At 69.2% G+C, this 18,012-nt stretch carries 15 protein-coding genes; 3 read left to right on the plus strand and 12 right to left on the minus strand.

Going from position 1 to position 18,012, the window contains the following annotated elements; all coding sequences use genetic code 11:
* Positions 1-146: 146 nt before the first annotated feature.
* Positions 147-371: a DUF397 domain-containing protein gene (locus Ate02nite_RS37910; RefSeq protein WP_203812729.1), complete on the minus strand. Its 225-nt coding sequence runs from the start codon at positions 369-371 to the stop codon at positions 147-149.
* Entirely contained in the window at positions 341-1,240 is a 900-nt protein-coding gene (locus Ate02nite_RS37915; RefSeq protein ID WP_438871313.1) for a helix-turn-helix domain-containing protein, read from the minus strand. Before Ate02nite_RS37915 ends, Ate02nite_RS37910 begins: the two co-directional genes overlap by 31 nt.
* 360 nt (positions 1,241-1,600) lie before the next feature.
* Between Ate02nite_RS37915 and Ate02nite_RS37920 the strand changes: the two genes are divergently transcribed.
* Complete coding sequence (locus Ate02nite_RS37920; protein WP_203812730.1) at positions 1,601-1,897, plus strand: hypothetical protein; 297 nt, start codon at positions 1,601-1,603, stop codon at positions 1,895-1,897.
* On the opposite strand, the gene Ate02nite_RS37925 is transcribed toward Ate02nite_RS37920, so the two are convergent.
* The gene (locus Ate02nite_RS37925; protein ID WP_203812731.1) at positions 1,894-2,691 is read right to left on the minus strand and encodes a PASTA domain-containing protein; all 798 of its coding nucleotides are present in this window, start codon (positions 2,689-2,691) and stop codon (positions 1,894-1,896) included. The genes Ate02nite_RS37920 and Ate02nite_RS37925 overlap by 4 nt on opposite strands.
* Before the next feature lie 142 nt (positions 2,692-2,833).
* Between Ate02nite_RS37925 and Ate02nite_RS37930 the strand changes: the two genes are divergently transcribed.
* Complete coding sequence (locus tag Ate02nite_RS37930; protein WP_203812732.1) at positions 2,834-4,360, plus strand: Hansenula MRAKII killer toxin-resistant protein 1; 1,527 nt, start codon at positions 2,834-2,836, stop codon at positions 4,358-4,360.
* Here Ate02nite_RS37930 and Ate02nite_RS37935 read toward each other — a convergent pair whose 3' ends face one another.
* Both Ate02nite_RS37935 and Ate02nite_RS37940 read right to left on the minus strand, forming a co-directional pair.
* Complete coding sequence (locus Ate02nite_RS37935) at positions 4,361-5,827, minus strand: glutamate-cysteine ligase family protein (RefSeq protein WP_203812733.1); 1,467 nt, start codon at positions 5,825-5,827, stop codon at positions 4,361-4,363.
* A gap of 166 nt (positions 5,828-5,993) precedes the next feature.
* Positions 5,994-6,572, minus strand: a complete 579-nt coding sequence (locus Ate02nite_RS37940) for a YceI family protein (protein WP_203812734.1) — start codon at positions 6,570-6,572, stop codon at positions 5,994-5,996.
* Between the two features lie 105 nt (positions 6,573-6,677).
* On the opposite strand from Ate02nite_RS37940, the gene Ate02nite_RS37945 reads away from it, so the two are divergent.
* Positions 6,678-7,169, plus strand: coding sequence for a MarR family winged helix-turn-helix transcriptional regulator (locus tag Ate02nite_RS37945; protein WP_203812735.1), 492 nt, complete (start codon positions 6,678-6,680; stop codon positions 7,167-7,169).
* 226 nt (positions 7,170-7,395) lie between these two features.
* Here the strand turns inward: Ate02nite_RS37945 and Ate02nite_RS37950 are convergent, their stop codons facing one another.
* From Ate02nite_RS37950 to Ate02nite_RS37980, 7 genes are all read right to left on the minus strand, one after another.
* Entirely contained in the window at positions 7,396-9,861 is a 2,466-nt protein-coding gene (locus Ate02nite_RS37950) for an ATP-binding protein (RefSeq protein WP_203812736.1), read from the minus strand.
* A gap of 106 nt (positions 9,862-9,967) precedes the next feature.
* Positions 9,968-11,125, minus strand: coding sequence for an acyl-CoA dehydrogenase family protein (locus Ate02nite_RS37955; protein WP_203812737.1), 1,158 nt, complete (start codon positions 11,123-11,125; stop codon positions 9,968-9,970).
* Between the two features lie 12 nt (positions 11,126-11,137).
* On the minus strand, positions 11,138-12,670 hold the full coding sequence (locus tag Ate02nite_RS37960; RefSeq protein ID WP_203812738.1) for an acyl-CoA carboxylase subunit beta: 1,533 nt from the start codon (positions 12,668-12,670) through the stop codon (positions 11,138-11,140).
* A gap of 242 nt (positions 12,671-12,912) precedes the next feature.
* Entirely contained in the window at positions 12,913-14,313 is a 1,401-nt protein-coding gene (locus Ate02nite_RS37965; protein ID WP_203812739.1) for a chaplin family protein, read from the minus strand.
* Positions 14,314-14,598: 285 nt separating this feature from the next.
* On the minus strand, positions 14,599-15,627 hold the full coding sequence (locus tag Ate02nite_RS37970) for a hypothetical protein (protein ID WP_203812740.1): 1,029 nt from the start codon (positions 15,625-15,627) through the stop codon (positions 14,599-14,601).
* Between the two features lie 86 nt (positions 15,628-15,713).
* On the minus strand, positions 15,714-16,592 hold the full coding sequence (locus Ate02nite_RS37975; protein ID WP_203812741.1) for a hydroxymethylglutaryl-CoA lyase: 879 nt from the start codon (positions 16,590-16,592) through the stop codon (positions 15,714-15,716).
* Complete coding sequence (locus Ate02nite_RS37980) at positions 16,589-17,917, minus strand: acetyl-CoA carboxylase biotin carboxylase subunit (protein WP_203812742.1); 1,329 nt, start codon at positions 17,915-17,917, stop codon at positions 16,589-16,591. The genes Ate02nite_RS37975 and Ate02nite_RS37980 overlap by 4 nt, the downstream gene beginning before the upstream one ends.
* Positions 17,918-18,012 lie beyond the last annotated feature (95 nt).

Consider the following 18,012-nt stretch of genomic DNA (forward strand, 5'->3'; position numbering starts at 1 on the left):
TCTGCCTTGCCTCGCTCGGTGATGACCCGGCCGTCGGCGCGGACCGGCCGCGCTTGTGCCGTTCAACGAGGCGAGTCCGGAAATGACTACGGCCGGCCCACCCGCGCTACGCGGGCAAGCCGGCCGAAATAGGGCATTTTGCGAGGTCAGCGGTCGAACTCGCCGTCCTTCGCGCCGCCGACGAACGCGTCCCACTCGGCGGCCGTGAAGACCAGCGCCGCGCCGCCGGGGTTCTTCGAGTCCCGGACCGCGATGGCTTCGTCGACGAAGGCCACTTCGACGCAGTTGTCGGAGTTGGGACCGCTGCGCGTGCTCTTGAACCACTGTGCCCGGCTCAGATCTAGCCGGAAACCCTTCGCTTCGACTTCCACAATGGCTCCTCTACCAGCATTTCAATCCACTCGAGGGACTCGCCCGCGGTGAGCGCGGCCGCTCGGAGGGTGTCGAAGATCGAGGTGTACTTGCGCAGCTCCTCGGTCTTCTCGAGAAAGAGGCCGCCGGTTGCGTTGTCGATGAACACGACATCGGCGTCTCCTTCCTCCTCGAACTCGAGGATCACGAACGTGCCGTCCATGGCCGCATGGGCGCCTACCGCGAACGGCAAGATCTGCAACGTGACGTTCGGCAGGCGAGCGGCCTCGATCAATTTCTGCAACTGACCGCGCATCACCGCATCACCGCCGACCGGCCGGCTCAGTACCGCCTCATCCAGCACCACCCGAAGATCAATCGGATCGTCCTGAATCAATAACGCTTGACGTTCCATCCGGACACGGACTCGTTGCTCTATTTCTTGATCTGTGAAGTCACGACGAGCGCCCCGAATAAGGGCAATTGCGTACTCTTCGCTCTGCAACAGCCCCGGAACCAGTTGTTGCTCGTAGCTCCAAATAGATCTTGCAGCCGTCTCGAGCCCTACATATGCGCCGGTCAGGACAGTGGAATACGGGTGCCACCATCCTTTCTGGCGAGCTTCTCTGGCTATTTGGACCAATTCCGCCGTGATAGCCGGGCCGACGCCGTAAATGTCCAATATGTTCTGGACGTCGCTGGGCGAGGCGCTGGTATGACCCGTCTCAATCCTGGACACTTTGGACGTCGAGCAGCCAAGGCGGTCCGCCACGACGTCGATCGTGACGCCCGCCTCCTCCCGATGCCGGCGCAGCTCGACACCGAGCCGGCGCCGGCGAATGGTGGGACTCCGGTGCAGATTCACAGCTTCAGTCTCTCTGTCGATCATTTAATCGTTCAAGAGCACCGTGACGAAGACCAACAATCACGGAAGGCTGACATGCAACTTGCATCGACTCCACTCGTGGTGCAATCTTTCGGTATGGCCCGCATCACTACGCACCATCGAGTGAAGCGGTCCGGTCCGGCTCGATGCACCGAAACGGTGCCGTTTACGGGGTGCCAGGTTAACCTGCCGTCCGACGTGGACAGATCCACTTCAGGACGAGGTTGACAACGGCGACGGTAACGTTCTGCAACGCTTTGACGATTGGCATTGTCGGAAGCTTGCAATGGTGTTTCGACCGGGCACACTAAGTGCTTCTGTGTCAAGGTTCACCCCGCGACAAGTTTCAGGGCAGGAGATGACGTGCTTCCTCGGTCCGGTGATGTCATACACGTGACGAAGGCAGCGAGCGTCCAATTCGCGGCGCCGATGCTCTTCAGGGTCATCCGGGTCCATGACTGGCCGACATATGAGGGCTGGATCTGGCTGGACGGCTACGAGCTCAACACGGCCGGGGACGCGGTGGAGCGTCGTTCAATCTTTGTGCAGGTGAGCGGCCTGCGTGCGGTCGGCAAGGCGCCCGACCCGCGGGCTCGCAACGGCCGTCAGCCCGGCGTGGTGTCCGGCACCATCTCGCGCGGCGTCCGCACCAACCGCTAACCGCCGGCGCTCGCCGAGGTGGAAGGCGTGGAAGGCGTGGCCGCCGAGGGGTCCGTCCCCGAGACCACGATCGTGACCCTGGTGTCCGGTGGGACCTCCTGCCCCTCCGCCGGATCGCTGTCGATCACGGTTCCCGGCGGCGACGTGCTCTCCCGGTAAAGCACCCGGTAACGCAACCCGGTCTGGTTCAGCGCGTCCCGCGCGTCGTCCAGCGCCAATCCCTTCAGCGCCGGCACCAGCACCTCGGTCTGGGTCGGCTCGGTGGTCTGCGGTGTCGTCTCCGGCGTGGTCACGGTCGGCGCGGTCGACGGTGCGGTCGTTGCCGCGCTGGTCGGGGCGGTGGTGGCCGCGCTCGTGGTGGGGGTGGTAGCCGGCGTCTCGTCGCCGGAGTTCTGCACGATCTGATAGATGCCCCAGCCCAGCGCGGCCAGCAGGATCAGCACGATGATGCCCACCACGATCGGCATCCACCAGCGATCCCGCTCGGACGGCACCGGCGGCGGGCCGGCCTGCCAGTCGGTGTCGTAGGACGTACGCCCCGGTTGTGGCGCGCGGACCTCGGCCCGGCCCGACCAGACCGGGTTGCCCCGGCTCGGCGCGGCCCAGTCGTCGTCGGCTGCCGGTGGCATCACCGAGGTCGCGTCAGCACGCGGAGTCACCGTCGTCGGGTCGGCGTCGACCGCCGGCCCGTCTGCCTGGGTCTCGTCGAGCTCCGGCTTGCGGACCGGACGGCCATCGGCATCCGTCTCGTCCAACGGCGAGAAGCTTCGCGTCTCGTCGCTCTCGTCGGACATCTCCGCTCCTCCGCGTCCGTCACCCGCACGGGTCAACGTACTCAATCTTGCTGCACATGTGTTACTCAGGCGGGTCGAAGAGCCCGCATGACCACCACCGATGGATTAGCAGGCATAGGAAGTGACCGCTACAGTGCCCCGCATGGCCGACAAGGGCTGGACAACACGGGTTGCCGCCGCGGCCGGAGTCGCCGCCGGCACCGGTGCCGCACAACTGGGCCTGGGCTACGGCCTGGGCGTCGTCGTCTGGCCACAGACCACGACCGCCGACACCAGCATCTGGCTGGGCAGTCTCGGCTGGGCAACATGGATCACCGCGAGCGCCACGGTCTTCGGCGCGGTCATCGCGAGCCGGCTGGGCGGGGCAACCGCTGAGCGGTCCCGCGGGCCTCTCGGGGTGGCTCTCGCGATCTCCGCGGGGGTCGGGGCCCTGGTGGCCGTCGCGCTGATCGCGCTTCCGGCCCGCGATGCCGTACGGATGGAAGCACGCACCCCACAGACGATCGCCGCGGCGTACGCGCTGATCGGCGTGATCCTCGGGGTGCTGGTGGCGTACTGGGCCATTCGTTCCCGGCCGGTGGCCGTCAACCTGATCGCGACCGCCGCCTGGCTCTGGGCGCTGGCGATCACCGCGATCGTGGTGGAGCTGTCCCTGCACCGCGACTCCGCGACGTACCTGACCAGCTGGCAGTTCGCCGAGGCCACATCCGGCGGCCGGTACGGCACCATCTACTGGCCGAGTGCCCTGCTCACGCTGGGTGCCGCGTTCCTGGTCGGCGCGCTGGCCGCGTTCACCGCCGCCCGCCGGGGCGACCTGGGCCTCGGTGCCACCACCTCGGGCGCGGTCGGCCCGCTGCTGGTGGCCGCCTCGTTCCTGGTCCTGGCCCCGCGCCTGACCGGCGACCTCGGCCCGCTCGAGTCGGCCTACCTGATCGCGCCGTACGCCGTCCTGGCCGGTCTGGCCGGCTCGGCCCTGACGATCACCGCCGCCCGGGCCTGGACCGACCGCCGCGCCGGCCAGTTCGCCGACGCCGACGAGGCGGACACCGAAACGACCACACCCGCAACAGCAACGGATTGGCCGGCGACAGCCCCGGCCACCGGCCGAGCCGCCGCCATCCCGTCGGCGCGGCCCGCCGGCGCCAACCGGCCTGAACCGGCTTCGACCAGCGCGTTCTCGAAGACCGCAAGGGTCACGGAGACCGCACGGGTCACGGAGACCGCGCGGGTCCCCGAGGGCGGCAAGCCCCCGAAAGCCCGCGGAGCCGCCGAGCCGGTAAGCCCGCCGGAATCCGCCGTAACGCGCGAGGCCGCGGAGTCTGCGCCGGCGAACCCGACGGGCCGGGCGAAGTTGCCCGCCCAGCCGCAGCCGAGCGGCACCGCGCCCAAGCCGAAGCCGGTCAAGGCCGCGGGCACGCCGGCCAAGCGCGACGCCGAACCCACCCCGGTCTCCGCGCCGAAGACACCGGCGCCGCTCAACGACCCGCCCGCACCGCCGGCCGAGATCGCCGATCCGGAGATCGCGGCGGCGGCCCGGCCCGGTCGGTTCCGGGGCCGGAAGGCGAGTCAGCCGGCCAAGGCCCCCGAGGTGAAAGATCCGAAGTCGACGGTCACGCCCCCGCCCCAGGCACCCACGGTCGCCCGGATCAACCCCAAGGCCGAGGACTGATCAGACCGGCCAGCTGTGCACCGGTTCATTGGTGTCCTGGTGGGTCCGGTAACGCCGGAGCATGTCGTAGAGCGCGGCCTCCCGGGTCAGGCCTCGGCGTTCGGCGTCGCGGACCACGGCCGTCTGCCAGCTCGCGCCGTTCTGGCCGGTGCGGCACCGGCCGTCGATGATGCCGAGCAGGTGGTCCCGATCGGCCGGGTCGACGCCGAACCGGTCCAGGCCCTGGGCCGCCTTCGGCAGCAGCACCGACCGGACCAGGTCGGTGACCGCGATCTCGCCGGTCCCCGGCCAGTGCATGACCGCCGAGATGCCGTCCCGGGCACCGCGATAGAAGTTGTCCTCGGCGGTGTCGAACGGGAGCTGCGACCAGATCGGGCGTTCCTCGTCGGCCAGCTGGCGGCTGAGGCCGAAGTAGAAGGCGGCGTTGGCCAGCAGGTCGGCGACCGTCGGGCCGGACGGCAGCACCCGGTTTTCCACCCGCAAGTGCGGCCGGCCGTCCAGCACGTCATAGACCGGCCGGTTCCAGCGGTAGACCGTGCCGTTGTGCAGGCGCAACTCACCCAGGCGCGGGATGCCACCCGCGGTGAGGATCTTGAGCGGGTCCTCGTCCTCCATGATCGGAAGCAGCGGCGGGAAGAACCGCACGTTTTCCTCGAAGAGGTCGAACACCGAGGTGATCCAGCGTTCGCCGAACCAGACCCGCGGGCGTACGCCCTGGGCCTTGAGTTCGTCCGGCCGCACGTCGGTGGCCTGGTCGAACACGGCGATCCGGGTCTCGGCCCACAGCCGGCGCCCGTGGAACCAGGGCGAATTGGCCCCGATCGCCACCTGCGGGCCGGCCATGGCCTGGGACGCGTTCCAGTAACGCGCGAACCGGCCCGGCGCCACCTGCAGATGGAACTGCACGCTGGTGCAGGCCGCCTCGGGCACGATCGAGTCGCTGGCGCTGCGCAGTCGCTCCTCGCCGTGGATGTCGAGGCGGAACTGCTCGCCCCGGGCCCCGGCCATCTCGTCGTTGAGCAGGCGATAGCGCTCGTTGGCCGACAGGTTCTCGAGCACCAGGTGGTCGGGGGTCAGGGTGGGCAGCATTCCGATCAGCACGAGTCCGGTGTCGGCCTTCGCGGCCCGTTCGGCCGCTCGGCGAAGTCTGTCCAGAATGTCTTGTTCGTAGCTTCCGAGGCCGGCGATCGGCCGCGGCGGCTCGTTGAGCTCGAGGTTGAACTGCCCCAACTCGGTCTGGAAGACCGGATCGGCGAGGTGGCCGAGGACCTCGGCATTGCGCATCGCGGGCCGGCCCTCGTCGTCGACCAGGTTGAGCTCGATCTCGAGCCCGGTCATCCCGTCCTGGTCGTCGAACGCGTCGTTGTCGAGCATCTGCGCCAGCGCGTCCATGCAGCTGCGCACCTTATGCCGGAAATTGACCCGGCCTTCGGGCGCAAAGGCGATCGTTGCCAGATCCTTGCCCACTCACCCCTCCCGGCATCGCCAGGGACGAAAACGGACTTCGATCACCACTATGTGAGCGCACGTGTGCGCTCGGTCCACCTTGCCATCCTCGGGCCGCCTCCGCCAGACACCAAAAGAGCCGCCGCCCGGCAATCGGGCAGCGGCTCTTTGTGGACTGTCAGAAGGCTCAGGCCTGGCGGATGGCTTCGCCCTCGATCTCGATCTTGATCTTCTTGCCGACCATCACGCCGCCCGACTCGAGCGCCATGTTCCAGGTCAGGCCCCAGTCCTCACGGTCGATCTCGGTGTGCGCGCTGAAACCGAAGACCCCGAAACCGTACGGGCTGGTGGTGGCGCCCTCGAACTCGACGACCAGCTCGACCGGCTTGGTCACGCCCTTGATGGTGAGCTCGCCGTCGAGGACGAACTCGGCACCGGCGTGCGACTTGATGCCCGTGCTGCGGAACTCGATGGTCGGGTACTTCTCCGACTCGAAGAAGTCGCCGCTGCGCAGGTGGTTGTCCCGGTCGACCTGGCCGGTCTCGATGCTGGCCGTGGTGATCGAGGCGGTGACGGAGGACTGCAGCGGGTCCTCGGCAATCGTGATGGTCGCGCCGGCCTCGGCAAACTGCCCGCGAACCTTGCTGACCATGAGGTGACGCGCCACGAACCCGACCCGCTTGTGCGCGGCGTCCAGCTCGTAAGTGCCGGCCGCGGGGATCTGCAGACCCTCGAACGGACGGGTGCTGGCGACGGACTCGGTCATGACTTGTTCCTTCTTTCGAGCAACGAGCGGGGATGATTGCGTGACACAGCAACTATAGCGGCAGCAATATTCCGCTTGTCAAGTGTTTGAGGTAGGCTGTTGCCCGTGAGTACCGACCTGGATGACCCCCGCTTCACCGCAGCCGGCCTGTTCTCCGAGGCCTACACGGGCCTGACCGCACGTTTCGCCGCGCAGTTCGAGGAACACCGACTGTCCGCCGTCGAGTTCGAGGTGCTCATGCGCCTCGCCCGCTCGCCCGGCAGTCGCCTGCGGATGACCGATCTGGCCGGTCAGACGTCGCTGTCCACCAGTGGGGTGACCCGCGTGGTCGACCGGATGGACCGCGACGGCCTGGTCTGTCGCGAGGCCTGCCCGAGCGACCGCCGCAGCTCCTACGCCGTGATCACCGAGGCCGGCCGCGCCCGCCTCGACCAGGTCCTCCCCGGCCACCTCGCCCTGATCCAGCAGTGGTTCATCGGGCAGCTGTCCCCGGAGCAGTTGGCCGGCATGCTCGACTCGCTGCGCACCATCCGGGACGCGGTCAACCCGTGCGCCACCGCCGGCAGCTCCGACCAGACTGCCGTCCAGGCCGCGTAAGACCGGCAGAAATACCGGCAGAACTGCGCCACCCGAGGGCGCAAACGGACATATCTCCTGAGTGACCGGTGCGCCCGCGGCTACTGTGATCAGCGCAAGGGGGATGCGGCGCGACCGAGGCGAACGCACGGGGCTGACGGGGGAGCCTTCGTTTTCGCCGCGTTACTGGTGGGGCGTTGCGACGGCCGGCGCGTGGGGGGCACGATCGCCGGCCGTCCGCGCCACATCAGGGGTCAAGCGCCACGACCTGGGCGGTAATCGCCGGGCCGAGCCGGGCACGTTCACGTGCAAGCAGCGTGATTCCGCCCGACCGGCACAGGTCGGCCAACCGCCGCACCCCCGCTGCCTGCTCGTCCTGGTTCGGAGTGCTCACGATGAGCCCGACCAGCGCCTCCACCACGTCTCGCGGATCATGCGCACCGTCGTACGCCTCGGCGGCCCGGGCGAAACACTCCGCCGCGTGCTTCTGCTCGCCCTGCCGCAACGCCACCGCCGCCTCGACCACCGCGGCCGGCCCGTCCGGCGGCAGCTCGTCGGGCAGGCGCAGGCGCTCCAGGATCTCGAGCGCCTCCTCGACCTGCCCCGACTCGGCCAGCGCGAGGCCGATCGTCGCGAGCAGCCGCCGCCGGTGGTTCGGGTCGCCGACCCGGTCGAGCTCCGGGACGGCGCTGCGGCCCAGCCGCTCGGCCTCCTCCGGCCGGCCCTCGAGCCGCGCCACCTCGGCCAGGTTGGTCAGGGCCACCGCCCGCAACCGCTCCTCGCCGCACCTACTGGCCAGCTCGTCGACCGCGGCGAGCCGGCGACGCGCGGCCGCCAGGTCACCCTCGCGAATCTCGTGCCAGGTCAGGTTGTTCTCGGCGACCGCCATGTCCCGGATCTTGCCGCTGTCCCGGGCCAGGGCCAGGGCCGCTTCGCCATGCCGGCGGGCCTCGCCGTAACTACCGGTGGTCATCCACAGCGAGGCGAGCTGGTTGTGCGCGGCGAGTTGGCCGGTCAGCGAGCCGAGCCGCTCGAACTCGGCCACCGCGGCGGTCGCCGATTCGATCTCCTCGGCCCCGGCGCCGTGCTCGAGGGCCAGCTGGGCGAGACCGATCTTGGCCCAGGCCCGCAGTTCCGGGTCGGCGTTGGCGGTGCGCGGATCGTCGAGCAGGCGGCGCAGCCACTGCCGGCCGCTGACATCCCGCCCGCGGAACCGCCACCAGCGCGGAAGCGCACCGGCGATGCGCAGCGCGGTGTGCGGATCTTCGCCGGCCGCGAAGGCGATCGCGAAGCCGAGGTCACTTGCCACATCGTCGAGGCGGGTGGCGGCGTCGGTCAGGCCGGTGCCGATCAGGTCGGGCGCGATCTGCTGGATCAGCTCGGCGACGACCCGGGCATGCCGCCGGCGGGCGTCGGTCAACTCGCCGGCCGCGACGGCCTGCTCCGCGGCATAGTCGCGCACCACGTCGAGCAGCCGGAACCGGAAGGTGCGGCGTCCGCGCACGCTGAGCAGGCCGAGTTCGAGCAGACGATCGAGCAGGTGCACGACGTCGGCGCCGTCGGTCTGGGTGCCGGCGGTCATCTGCTCGGCGAGCACCAACGACCAGCGGTGCTGGAACATCGCCAGCCGGCGCAGCGCGTGCTGCTCACCCGGGTTGAGCAGGCGATAACTGGCGGCCACGGCTTCGCGCAGCGAGACCACACCATCCGGCGAGCTGGACGGCCGGTCCAGATCGAGCACGCGGTCGCCGTACCGATCGAGGATCTCGGGGATGGTCAGGACGCGGCCGCGGGCCGCGGCCAGCTCGATGGCCAGCGGAATGCCGCCGAGGCGGCGGACCAGAATGGCAAGCGGCGCGACCTCATCGGGCTCCAGCTCGGTGTGGCGCACCCGGCCAAGACGTTCCAGAAAGAGACCCACCGCCGGGTACGCCGAGATTGCCGCGATCGTGTTGCTCGTCTCGGGCGGCGGCGCGACCAGCGGGGCGAGCGGCCAGACGCGTTCGACCGGCAGCCCGACCGGATGCCGGCCGGTGGCCAGGAACCGCATCGAGGGAATCCGGTCGAGCAGTCGGCTGAGCGCCTCGGCGCCGGCCTCGGGCGCACGCTCCACCGCGTCGACGAAGACCAGGGCGGCCCGGTCGGCGAAGTGGCCGAGCAGGTCGTCGGCGCGGCCCACGCCGAACACCGCCGCGATGACGCTGAGCATCTCGCCGGCCGACGAGCCCTCGGTGATCACGATGCCGGCCACGCCACCCGGATAGGCCGCGGCCGCCCGGTGCGACACGGTCAGGCCGAGGCTGGTCTTGCCGACGCCGGCGATGCCGACGAGGGTCACCCCGCGCGGGCCGTCGGGATCGGTGAGTCGGGCGACCAGTTCGGCGACGTCGGAGTCGCGGCCGATCAACTCGGCCGACGGCGGCATCTGCTGGAACGCGGTCGGCGGCAGCGGTTCCTCGGCGTGCTGACCGCGGGCGGCGGCGAGAAATGCCTCCCGCTCGGTGCCGGCCAGACCGAGAGCCGCGGCGAGCAGCTCGACGGTGGTGCGCTGCGGGCGGGAGGCGCGACCGCGCTCGAGGTCACGGACCGTCCGGACCCCGATCGCTGCGCGAGCGGCCAATTCTTCCTGGGTCAGCTTGGCCTGGAGACGGTGCCGGCGCAGCACGATGTCGAAGCCAGAGCCACCCTGGCCCGCGCCCCCATCTGCCGCCATGGTCCGAACCTATGCACGTGGGAGCATACGGGCGAGCAGACATCCAACCCTGTCGGAAAGCGGACGGATCTCTGGTCCCGATTCGCCCGATGTGTCCATTGTGCCGTTACAGACCGAGACCTCGGGCGATGAGCATGCGCTGCACCTCGGAGGTGCCCTCGCCGATCTCGAGGATCTTGGCGTCGCGGTAGAAGCGGCCCACCGGCGACTCGTTCATGAAGCCGTAGCCACCGTGCACCTGCGTTGCGTACCGACTGTTCTCCATGGCGGCGTTGCTGGCGTTGAGCTTCGCGATCGCCGCGTACCGCTTGAAGTCCTCACCGGCGAGCATCCGGGCCGCGGCGTCGTAGTAGCCGAGCCGGGCCGTGTGCGCCCGCAGATCCATGTCCGCGATCATGAACTGGATCGCCTGGTAGTTGCCGATCGGGCGGCCGAACGCGACGCGCTCCTTGGAGTACTTGACCGACTCGTCGACGCAGCCCTGGGCCAGGCCGACGGCGAGCGCCGCGATCGCGATCCGGCCCTCGTCGAGGATGCGCAGGAACTGGGCGAAGCCGCGGCCCCGCACGCCGAGCAGGTTGGCGGCCGGCACCCGCACGTCGTCGAAGGACAGCTCGTGGGTGTCCGACGCGCACCAGCCGACCTTGGAGTAACCGGGTGCCACCGCGAAGCCGGGTGTGCCGGCCGGGACGATGATCGTGGAGAGTTCCTTGGAGCCGTCCGGGTTGGTGCCGGTCGCGGCCATCACGGTGACCAGCCGGGTGATGTCGGTGCCGGAATTGGTGATGAACGCCTTGGCCCCGTTGATCACCCACTCGCCGGTCGACTCGTCGAGCACCGCGCGGGTGGTGATCGCACCCGCGTCGGAGCCGGAGCCGGGCTCGGTGAGTCCGAACGCGGCCAGCCCTTCGCCGCTGGTCAGCTGGGGTAGCCACTGCTTCTTCTGCTCGGGTGTGCCGTACCGGTAGATCGGCATAAGGCCCAGCGAGACCCCGGCCTCGAGGGTGACGGCGAGCGAGCTGTCCACTCTGGCCAGCTCTTCCAGGGCGATGCAGAGGGTGAAGTAGTCACCGCCCATGCCACCGAAGTTCTCCGGGAACGGCAGCCCGAACAGGCCCATCTTGCCCATCTGCCGGACCAGGTCGTACGGAAAAGTCTTGTGTTCGTAATGCTCGCCGATCACCGGCGCGACCTGCTCCTGAGCGAAGTCGCGCACGCTCGCGCGCAGCGCCTCCTGCTCCTCGTCGAGCCGGAAGTCGACCATGTCCCTCTCCTGTCAGACGGGCGTGACGCCGTGCCGGCGCCGGGAAAAGCTGCGGTCCTTGGTGCGCGCGGCGGCGATCCGCCGGCCTATTTCGGTGCGAAGCTGGTCGGGCTCGACGACCGTGTCCACGACCAGCTCGCTGGCCAGGCGCATGATGTCGATGTCCTGTTCGTATTCGGCGCGGCGAGCTGCGACGAACGCGGCCCGTTCCTCGTCGGTCGGCAGCGCGGCGATCTTGTTGGCGTAGACCGCGTTGACCGCGGCCTCGGCACCCATCACCGCGATCTTGGCGGTGGGCAGGGCGATCGTGGCGTCCGGGTCGAAGCCGGGGCCGGCCATGGCGTAAAGGCCCGCGCCGTACGCCTTGCGGACCACCACGCAGATCTTCGGCACCGTGGCCTCGGAGACCGCGGTGATCATCTTGGCGCCGTGCCGGATGATGCCCTGTTTCTCCACCGCCGAGCCGACCATGAAGCCGGGCACGTCGGACAGGAAGATCAGCGGCACGTTGAACGCGTCGCACAGCTGGATGAAGCGGGTCGCCTTGTCGGCCGAGTCGACGAAGAGCACACCGCCCTTGAACATCGAGTTGTTGCCGAGCACCCCGACGACCTCGCCGTTCAGCCGAGCGAAGCCGACCGTCAGTTCCCGGGCCCACAACGCGTGGATCTCGAAGAAAGAATCCTTGTCGACCAGGCCTTTCACGTACCGCCGCATGTCGAAAGCCTGGCGCTCACTCGCCGGAACCAGCGCGGCCAGATCGACCGACGCCTGGCCCTCGGGGGCCTGCACCGCAGGCGGTTTCTGCTGCCAGTTGGCCGGCAGATAAGAAAGGTAGCGACGGACCGTGTCGAGCGCCTCGGGCTCGGTCTTGCAGAGGAAGTGACCGACGCCGGACTCGGCGCAGTGCACTCGGGCCCCGCCCATCGCCTCGAGCGTCGTCTTCTCGCCGGTGACCATCTCGACCATGCGGTCGGAGCCCAGGTACATACTCGCGTTGCCCTCGACCATGATCACGACATCGCAGAACGCCGGGATGTAGGCGCCACCGGCGGCGGACGGGCCGAACAGCGCGCACACCTGCGGGATCGAGCCGGACGCCCGGACCTGGGTGTGGAAGATCTTGCCGGCGCCGCGGCGGCCGGGGAACAGGTCGACCTGGTCGGTGATGCGGGCGCCGGCCGAGTCGACCAGATAGACCATCGGAACGCCGTATTCGTAGGCGCGTTCGATGATTCGGATGATCTTTTCGACCGTGCGGGCTCCCCAGGAACCGGCCTTGACCGTGGAGTCGTTGGCCATCAGGCAGACGTCGCGGCCGTCGATGCGGGCGGTTCCGGTGATCACGCCGTCGGCGGGCAATCCGTCGGCCAGACTGTTGGCGTAGAGACCGTCCTCGACGAAGGAGTCGTCGTCGACCAGCAGGGCGATGCGCTCGCGGGCGAACAGCTTGCCCTTGGCCGCGTTGGCCGTGTGGTAACGCTCTGCGCCGCCGGCCAGCACGCGCTTGCGGACCTGCGCGAGCGACTCCTCGTCGATGGTCAACTCGTTCCCTCCTGAATCGCCAGGTTCCTTAACGGTCGTTAGAACCTGAACGATCGTTAGGCTAGCGCATCCGGAGAGCGAACGGCAACGACGAACGGGAGCCTCCGCCGGTTGCGGAGACTCCCGTTCGTTCTTTTACGACCGGTGCCGTGGAGGGGCACCGGGTCTTGCTCGACGCCTCGTGGCGTCGCCAGGTCGCGCCCGGGACGGCGCTACCCGGTATTTACCGCTGTCGCCGTGGTTCAGCGCAGGGTGTTGAGCAGGCCCAGGCCGGCCAGCCCGGAGCTGTCGGAGAAGCCGCTGACGGTCTCGGTCAGACCGGCAACCGGGGAGGACTCGGCCTTCTTGCCCTTGGCCCGGCCGCCCTTGGCGTCGGTCTTCGAACCGGTGGCAGCGTTCTGGTTACCGGCGTAGGTGTCGTCGGTGTTGTCGTCCTGGGCCGCCGGCTCCTCGCCCTGCGGGGTGCCGTAGCCGTCGTTCGACGCCGGCTCCTCGCCCTGGGTCTGGCCGTAGCCGTTGGTCGCCGGCTCCTCGCCGCTGTCGCCCAGGTAGCTGTCGTCGTCCGGGTCCTCGCCGTTGACACCGGCGTTGTCGTCCGGGTCCTGGCCGTGGCCATGACCGTGCCCGTGGCCGTGGCCGTGACCGCCGTCGAAGCCCCAGTCGTCGTCCTCGAAGTCGCCGCCGAAGCCACTGCCGCCGCCGAAGCCGCCGAAGTCGACGCCGTTGGCGCACGCCGCCGTCGAGCTGGCCGCGCCCAGGATGCCGAGCGAGTTACCGCAGACGTTGATCGGAACGCTGATCGGAACCGCGATCTGCGAGCCGTTCAGGATCCCGTTGTTGGCCCCGGTGAACTGACCGAACCCGCCCGGGCCGCCCTGCGCCGACTCGTTGACCGAGACCGCGCGGGAGCTGGCCGAGCCGAGGAGGGCAGCCGAGTTGCCGGAGAGGTTCACCGGCAGGCTGATCGGGGCCAGCAGCTGGGTGCCGTTCGCGATGCCGTTGTTGGCCCCGGTGACCTGCCAGCCACCCTCGGTGGTCTTGCCGCTCTCCTTCTTGAAGCTGCTCCGGCGAACGGAGACGTTGTTCGCGCAGAGCGCCTGGGAGGACGCGCCGCCGAGGATGGCGAGCGAGTTGCCGCAGACGTTGATCGGAACGTCGACCGGGGCGTAGATCTGGGTGCCGTTCAGGAACCCGTTGTTGGCCCCGGTGAACTGGCCGTCACCCGGGAAGAAGCCCTCGGTGGTGTGCGCGCTCTCGGCGTTGGCGGCGATGGCGTTCGACTGGGCCGAGCCGAGCACCGCGGCCGAGTTGCCGGCGATGTTCAACGGCACGCTGACCGGGAGGTAGGCCTGGGTGCCGTTGAGGATCCCGTTGTTGACACCGGTCGCCTGACCGCCGTGGGTGCTCTCGGTCCGGTTGAGGCCGACGGCGCGGGAGTCGGCCACGCCGAGGATGCCGAGCGAGTTGCCGACGATGTTGACCGGGACCCGCACCGGCACCGCGATCTGGGTGCCGTTGAGGATGCCGTTGTTGGCGCCGGTCACCTGACGGGAATCGGCGTGGGCGGCGCCGCCCGGGGCGAACAGCAGGGCGCCAGCAGCCAGGACACCGACGCTCAGAGTTTTGCGAACCCAAGTCTTCATGGGGGAAGATGCCTTTCAGAAATGTTTCGACAAATGGTGTTACGTATTTAGTTAATGACGTTCCGGAACTGCATTTCGGGCGCAGCGGTGCCCTGGCTCTTTAGCTTCTGTCCTGACTCCGCTTTGTCGACATGCGCCAATTGCGCTTCGGTGCGGTTGCGTGATTTCAGGCGTCGTTGATTCGCCGCTTGTTCGCAAGCGGTTCGGGAATCGAGCCGGAACGCGGACACCGAAGCCGGTGCCGGCCGGTTACCAGCGGTCGGGTGGACCGCCGGACGCCATCACTCAGTCAGGTGAGACGGTCGGTGCCTCGGCGTCGTACCGCCGGACCTCGACATCGGACGCGATCGGCAGCCGTTGGCAGGCCATCGTGCTGCTCGCGATCGCAGCCGGCAGGAAGGCTGCGGAGCCACCTTCCGTCGGTGTCCCCGACCCGGTGGTCGGGGTGCCGCTGACGTCCCCGAGGTGCAGCTGCAGTGGCGCAGCCGGTCCGCCGGGAGTGCCCTCGCGCACCACTTCCGGTACCGCGACGACCGCGTGAGCGGTGACATGGCGGTTCCGGTGCGCGACCGGTGCGGAGGTTGTTGCCTTGACGTGCCGGACGGCGGTACCGGACCGGAGGGCGGCGGGGGCCGGGGCACGCAAAGCCTTGGTGAGACGTACGCGGTTCGGCTGTGCGACCGGCGTCGGAGGCGCTTCCACCTGCACCGGCTCATCGACCGGTTCCAGTAGAGGCTGTTCCGTAGCCGGGCGCGCGTTGTCCTGGGTGCCGATCCGCTTTTGATCGGGCGCCGATCCGCCGGTGAGGCGGCGTGGGCCAGCGTCCACATCGTTCTCGATGCCGCCGCGGGCGATCTCGTTCACGGTTTCCGCCGAATGCGTGAGCACCCGTTGCGGAACCTCGAGAATGTCGGCCACGGCGTGGTGCTGATGGGCCGGCCCCGTCTCCAGCGGCTGAGCGGCCGCTGCGAGGAGATCGGTGACCGGCGCGGTGGCGTCGCCGCCCAGAACCGCGCCGAGCAATGAGCCGGATGGCTCGTCGGCCCAGTCCGCGGCTTGCGCGGCACTACCGGTGAGCAGCCAGGCCGCACCGGCCAGTCCGCCGATGACGAGAAGGCGCAGACCCCACCGGCTCCGCTGCCGCTCCGCCCCCTGGATGTGAGGCGGCAAGGGCATGGACGCTGCGGTGAGCGACACGGACGGCGACGGGTACGCCGCGCGCATCAAGCGCTCGACTCCCAGTCCCGTCATCGGTTCCGCCCCTCGTTGTCGACCGTTCGGCCGGTGGCGGATCCGCCGGTATTCCGGCGACATCGGCCACTCGGTATTGGTAACGAAGCGGCCGAGCGAGGGTCACGCCGACAAATAGGAAAAATGATCGCAGCAGACTGCGAAGGAAATCACACCAATCTCGTACGTGGTCCGGCTCGGAGGACACCGGATGGGAGGGTGCGGCCGAGCAGTTTTTCGGCCATCTCGGCCGTCTCGATCAGGCGGTCCAGGTCGATTCCGGTGTCGATGCCCATGTCGTGCAGCATGTGGACGACCTCCTCGGTCGCGACATTGCCGGAAGCGCCCGGAGCGTACGGGCAGCCGCCTATTCCACCGACGCTCGCGTCGAACTCGGTCACCCCGAGGTCGAGAGCGGTGAGGATGTTCGCCAACCCCGTACCCCTGGTGTTGTGGAAGTGCAGCAGGTCGGGGCGTACGGCCGAAAGAAGATCACGAACCCGGCGCGGAGTCGCCATGCCGGTCGTGTCGCCGAAGGCGATGCGGTCCGCGCCGTCGGCGCGGACGCGAGCCACGATGCCGGCCACCCGGTCCGGATCCACGTCGCCCTCGAACGGGCAGCCGAAACTCGTCGCGACGATCACCTCGAGGGTCGCGCCCGCGTCGTGGACCAGCGGAATCAGTGCGGCGATGTCGTCCACCGACTCCTCTGTGGACCGATTGAGGTTGCGCCGGTTGTGGGTGTCGCTGGCCGAGACGACGACCTCTATCTCCCGGAAACCGGCGGCGATCGCGCGCTGTGCGCCCCTGGTATTCGGAATGAGCGCCGAATAGCGGACTTCCGGGTTCTTGTGGGCCTGCCGCCAGACCTCGTCGGCGTCCGCCATCTGCGGAATCGCCTTCGGGTGCACGAACGAGACGGCCTCGATGCGCCGGACGCCGGTCTCGCTCAGGGCGTCGATCAGGCGGACCTTGGACTCGGTCGGGATCGGCTCCTCGTTCTGCAGGCCGTCCCGTGGTGCCACCTCGCGAATGCTGACTTCACTCATCGCATTCTCCCCACGATGCCCGTGTCGTAGTCGCCGGAGCGGAACTCGTCGTTTTCCAGCAGCTCGGCGAAGAACGGCAGGTTGTTCTTGGGGCCGGCGATCTGGAAGCCGGCCACCGCGGCGCGGGCCTTGGCCAGCGCGTCGTCCCGGTCGGTGCCGAAGAGGATCAGCTTGGCCATCAGCGAGTCGTAGAACGGGGTGACCGTGTTGCCGTCGGCGTAGCCGGAGTCGACTCGGGTGCCGTCGCCGGTCGGTTCGACCCAGGTGGTGATCTTGCCGGGGCCGGGGAGGAAGCGCTTCGGGTCCTCCGCGTTGATCCGCAGCTCGATCGCGTGTCCATGTGTTCCAGCCGGCAGCTCGACCGTTTCCCCGGATGCGATCCGCAGCTGAAGCTCGACCAGGTCGATGCCGTGGATCAGCTCGGTGATCGGGTGCTCGACCTGCAGGCGGGTGTTCATCTCGAGGAAGAAGAACTCGCCGGTCGCCGGGTCGAGCAGGCACTCGACCGTGCCCGCGTTGCGGTAACCGACCGCCTCGCCGGCCAGGACCGCCGCCGCCAGCAGGCGTTCGCGCAGCTCGGGGCTCACCGCCGGGGACGGGGCCTCCTCGACCAGCTTCTGGTTGCGGCGCTGCACCGAGCACTCCCGCTCGCTCAGCGCGATCACCCGGCCGTCGGCCAGGCCGAGGATCTGCACCTCGACGTGGCGCACTCGAGGGTAGTAGCGCTCGATCAGCACCGCGGCGTCGCCGAACATCCGCTCGGCGAACGCGGTGACCTTGGCGTATTCGGTGCGGAGGCTCGCCTCGTCGGCCGCGACCGCCATGCCCATGCCGCCGCCGCCCGCCGCGGCCTTGACCATCACCGGATAGCCGATGGCGGTGGCCGCCGCGATCGCGGCTTCGACGGTGGCGGCCGGGTCGTGCGCGCCCGGCGCGACCGGCACGCCGGCCTCGGCCATCAGGTTTCGGGCGTTGATCTTGTCGCCCATCGCGGTGATCGCGTCGGCCGGCGGGCCGACCCAGATCAGTCCGTTCGCCTCGACCGTGCGGGCGAAGTCGGCGTTCTCGCTGAGGAACCCGTAGCCGGGGTGGATCGCCTGGGCGCCGGTCGACTTCGCGGCGGCCAGGATGGCCTCGGTGTTCCGATAGCTCTGCGCCGGGTTGGCCGGGCCGACACAGATCGCCTCGGTGGCCTCCCGGACGAAGGGCAGGTCGGCGTCCGCCTCGGAGTGGACCGCGATGGTGCGGATCCCCAGCCGGTTGGCGGTACGGATGATCCGGCGGGCGATTTCGCCCCGGTTCGCGACAAGCAACGACTCGATCATGGCGACCCCTTTGTCGTCTTCGCCGGCCCTGGGCGGTGGCCCTGGGCCGCACTGATGCGGCGGTGCCTGGCTTGTGGCCGGCTTCCCGCCTGTTT

The organism is Paractinoplanes tereljensis (genome assembly GCF_016862435.1).
Classification (GTDB): Bacteria; Actinomycetota; Actinomycetes; order Mycobacteriales; family Micromonosporaceae; genus Actinoplanes; species Actinoplanes tereljensis.

What these genes read in the sequence shown, in the direction of transcription:
- Ate02nite_RS37930 (WP_203812732.1), top strand. Translation starts at nt 2,834, where the DNA reads ATGGCCGACAAGGGCTGGACAACACGGGTTGCCGCCGCGGCCGGAGTC.
- Ate02nite_RS37950 (WP_203812736.1), bottom strand. Translation starts at nt 9,861, where the DNA reads ATGGCGGCAGATGGGGGCGCGGGCCAGGGTGGCTCTGGCTTCGACATC.
- Ate02nite_RS37975 (WP_203812741.1), bottom strand. Translation starts at nt 16,592, where the DNA reads ATGAGTGAAGTCAGCATTCGCGAGGTGGCACCACGGGACGGCCTGCAG.
- Ate02nite_RS37955 (WP_203812737.1), bottom strand. Translation starts at nt 11,125, where the DNA reads ATGGTCGACTTCCGGCTCGACGAGGAGCAGGAGGCGCTGCGCGCGAGC.
- Ate02nite_RS37970 (WP_203812740.1), bottom strand. Translation starts at nt 15,627, where the DNA reads ATGTCGCCGGAATACCGGCGGATCCGCCACCGGCCGAACGGTCGACAA.
- Ate02nite_RS37980 (WP_203812742.1), bottom strand. Translation starts at nt 17,917, where the DNA reads ATGATCGAGTCGTTGCTTGTCGCGAACCGGGGCGAAATCGCCCGCCGG.
- Ate02nite_RS37940 (WP_203812734.1), bottom strand. Translation starts at nt 6,572, where the DNA reads ATGACCGAGTCCGTCGCCAGCACCCGTCCGTTCGAGGGTCTGCAGATC.
- Ate02nite_RS37915 (WP_438871313.1), bottom strand. Translation starts at nt 1,240, where the DNA reads ATGATCGACAGAGAGACTGAAGCTGTGAATCTGCACCGGAGTCCCACC.
- Ate02nite_RS37965 (WP_203812739.1), bottom strand. Translation starts at nt 14,313, where the DNA reads ATGAAGACTTGGGTTCGCAAAACTCTGAGCGTCGGTGTCCTGGCTGCT.
- Ate02nite_RS37925 (WP_203812731.1), bottom strand. Translation starts at nt 2,691, where the DNA reads ATGTCCGACGAGAGCGACGAGACGCGAAGCTTCTCGCCGTTGGACGAG.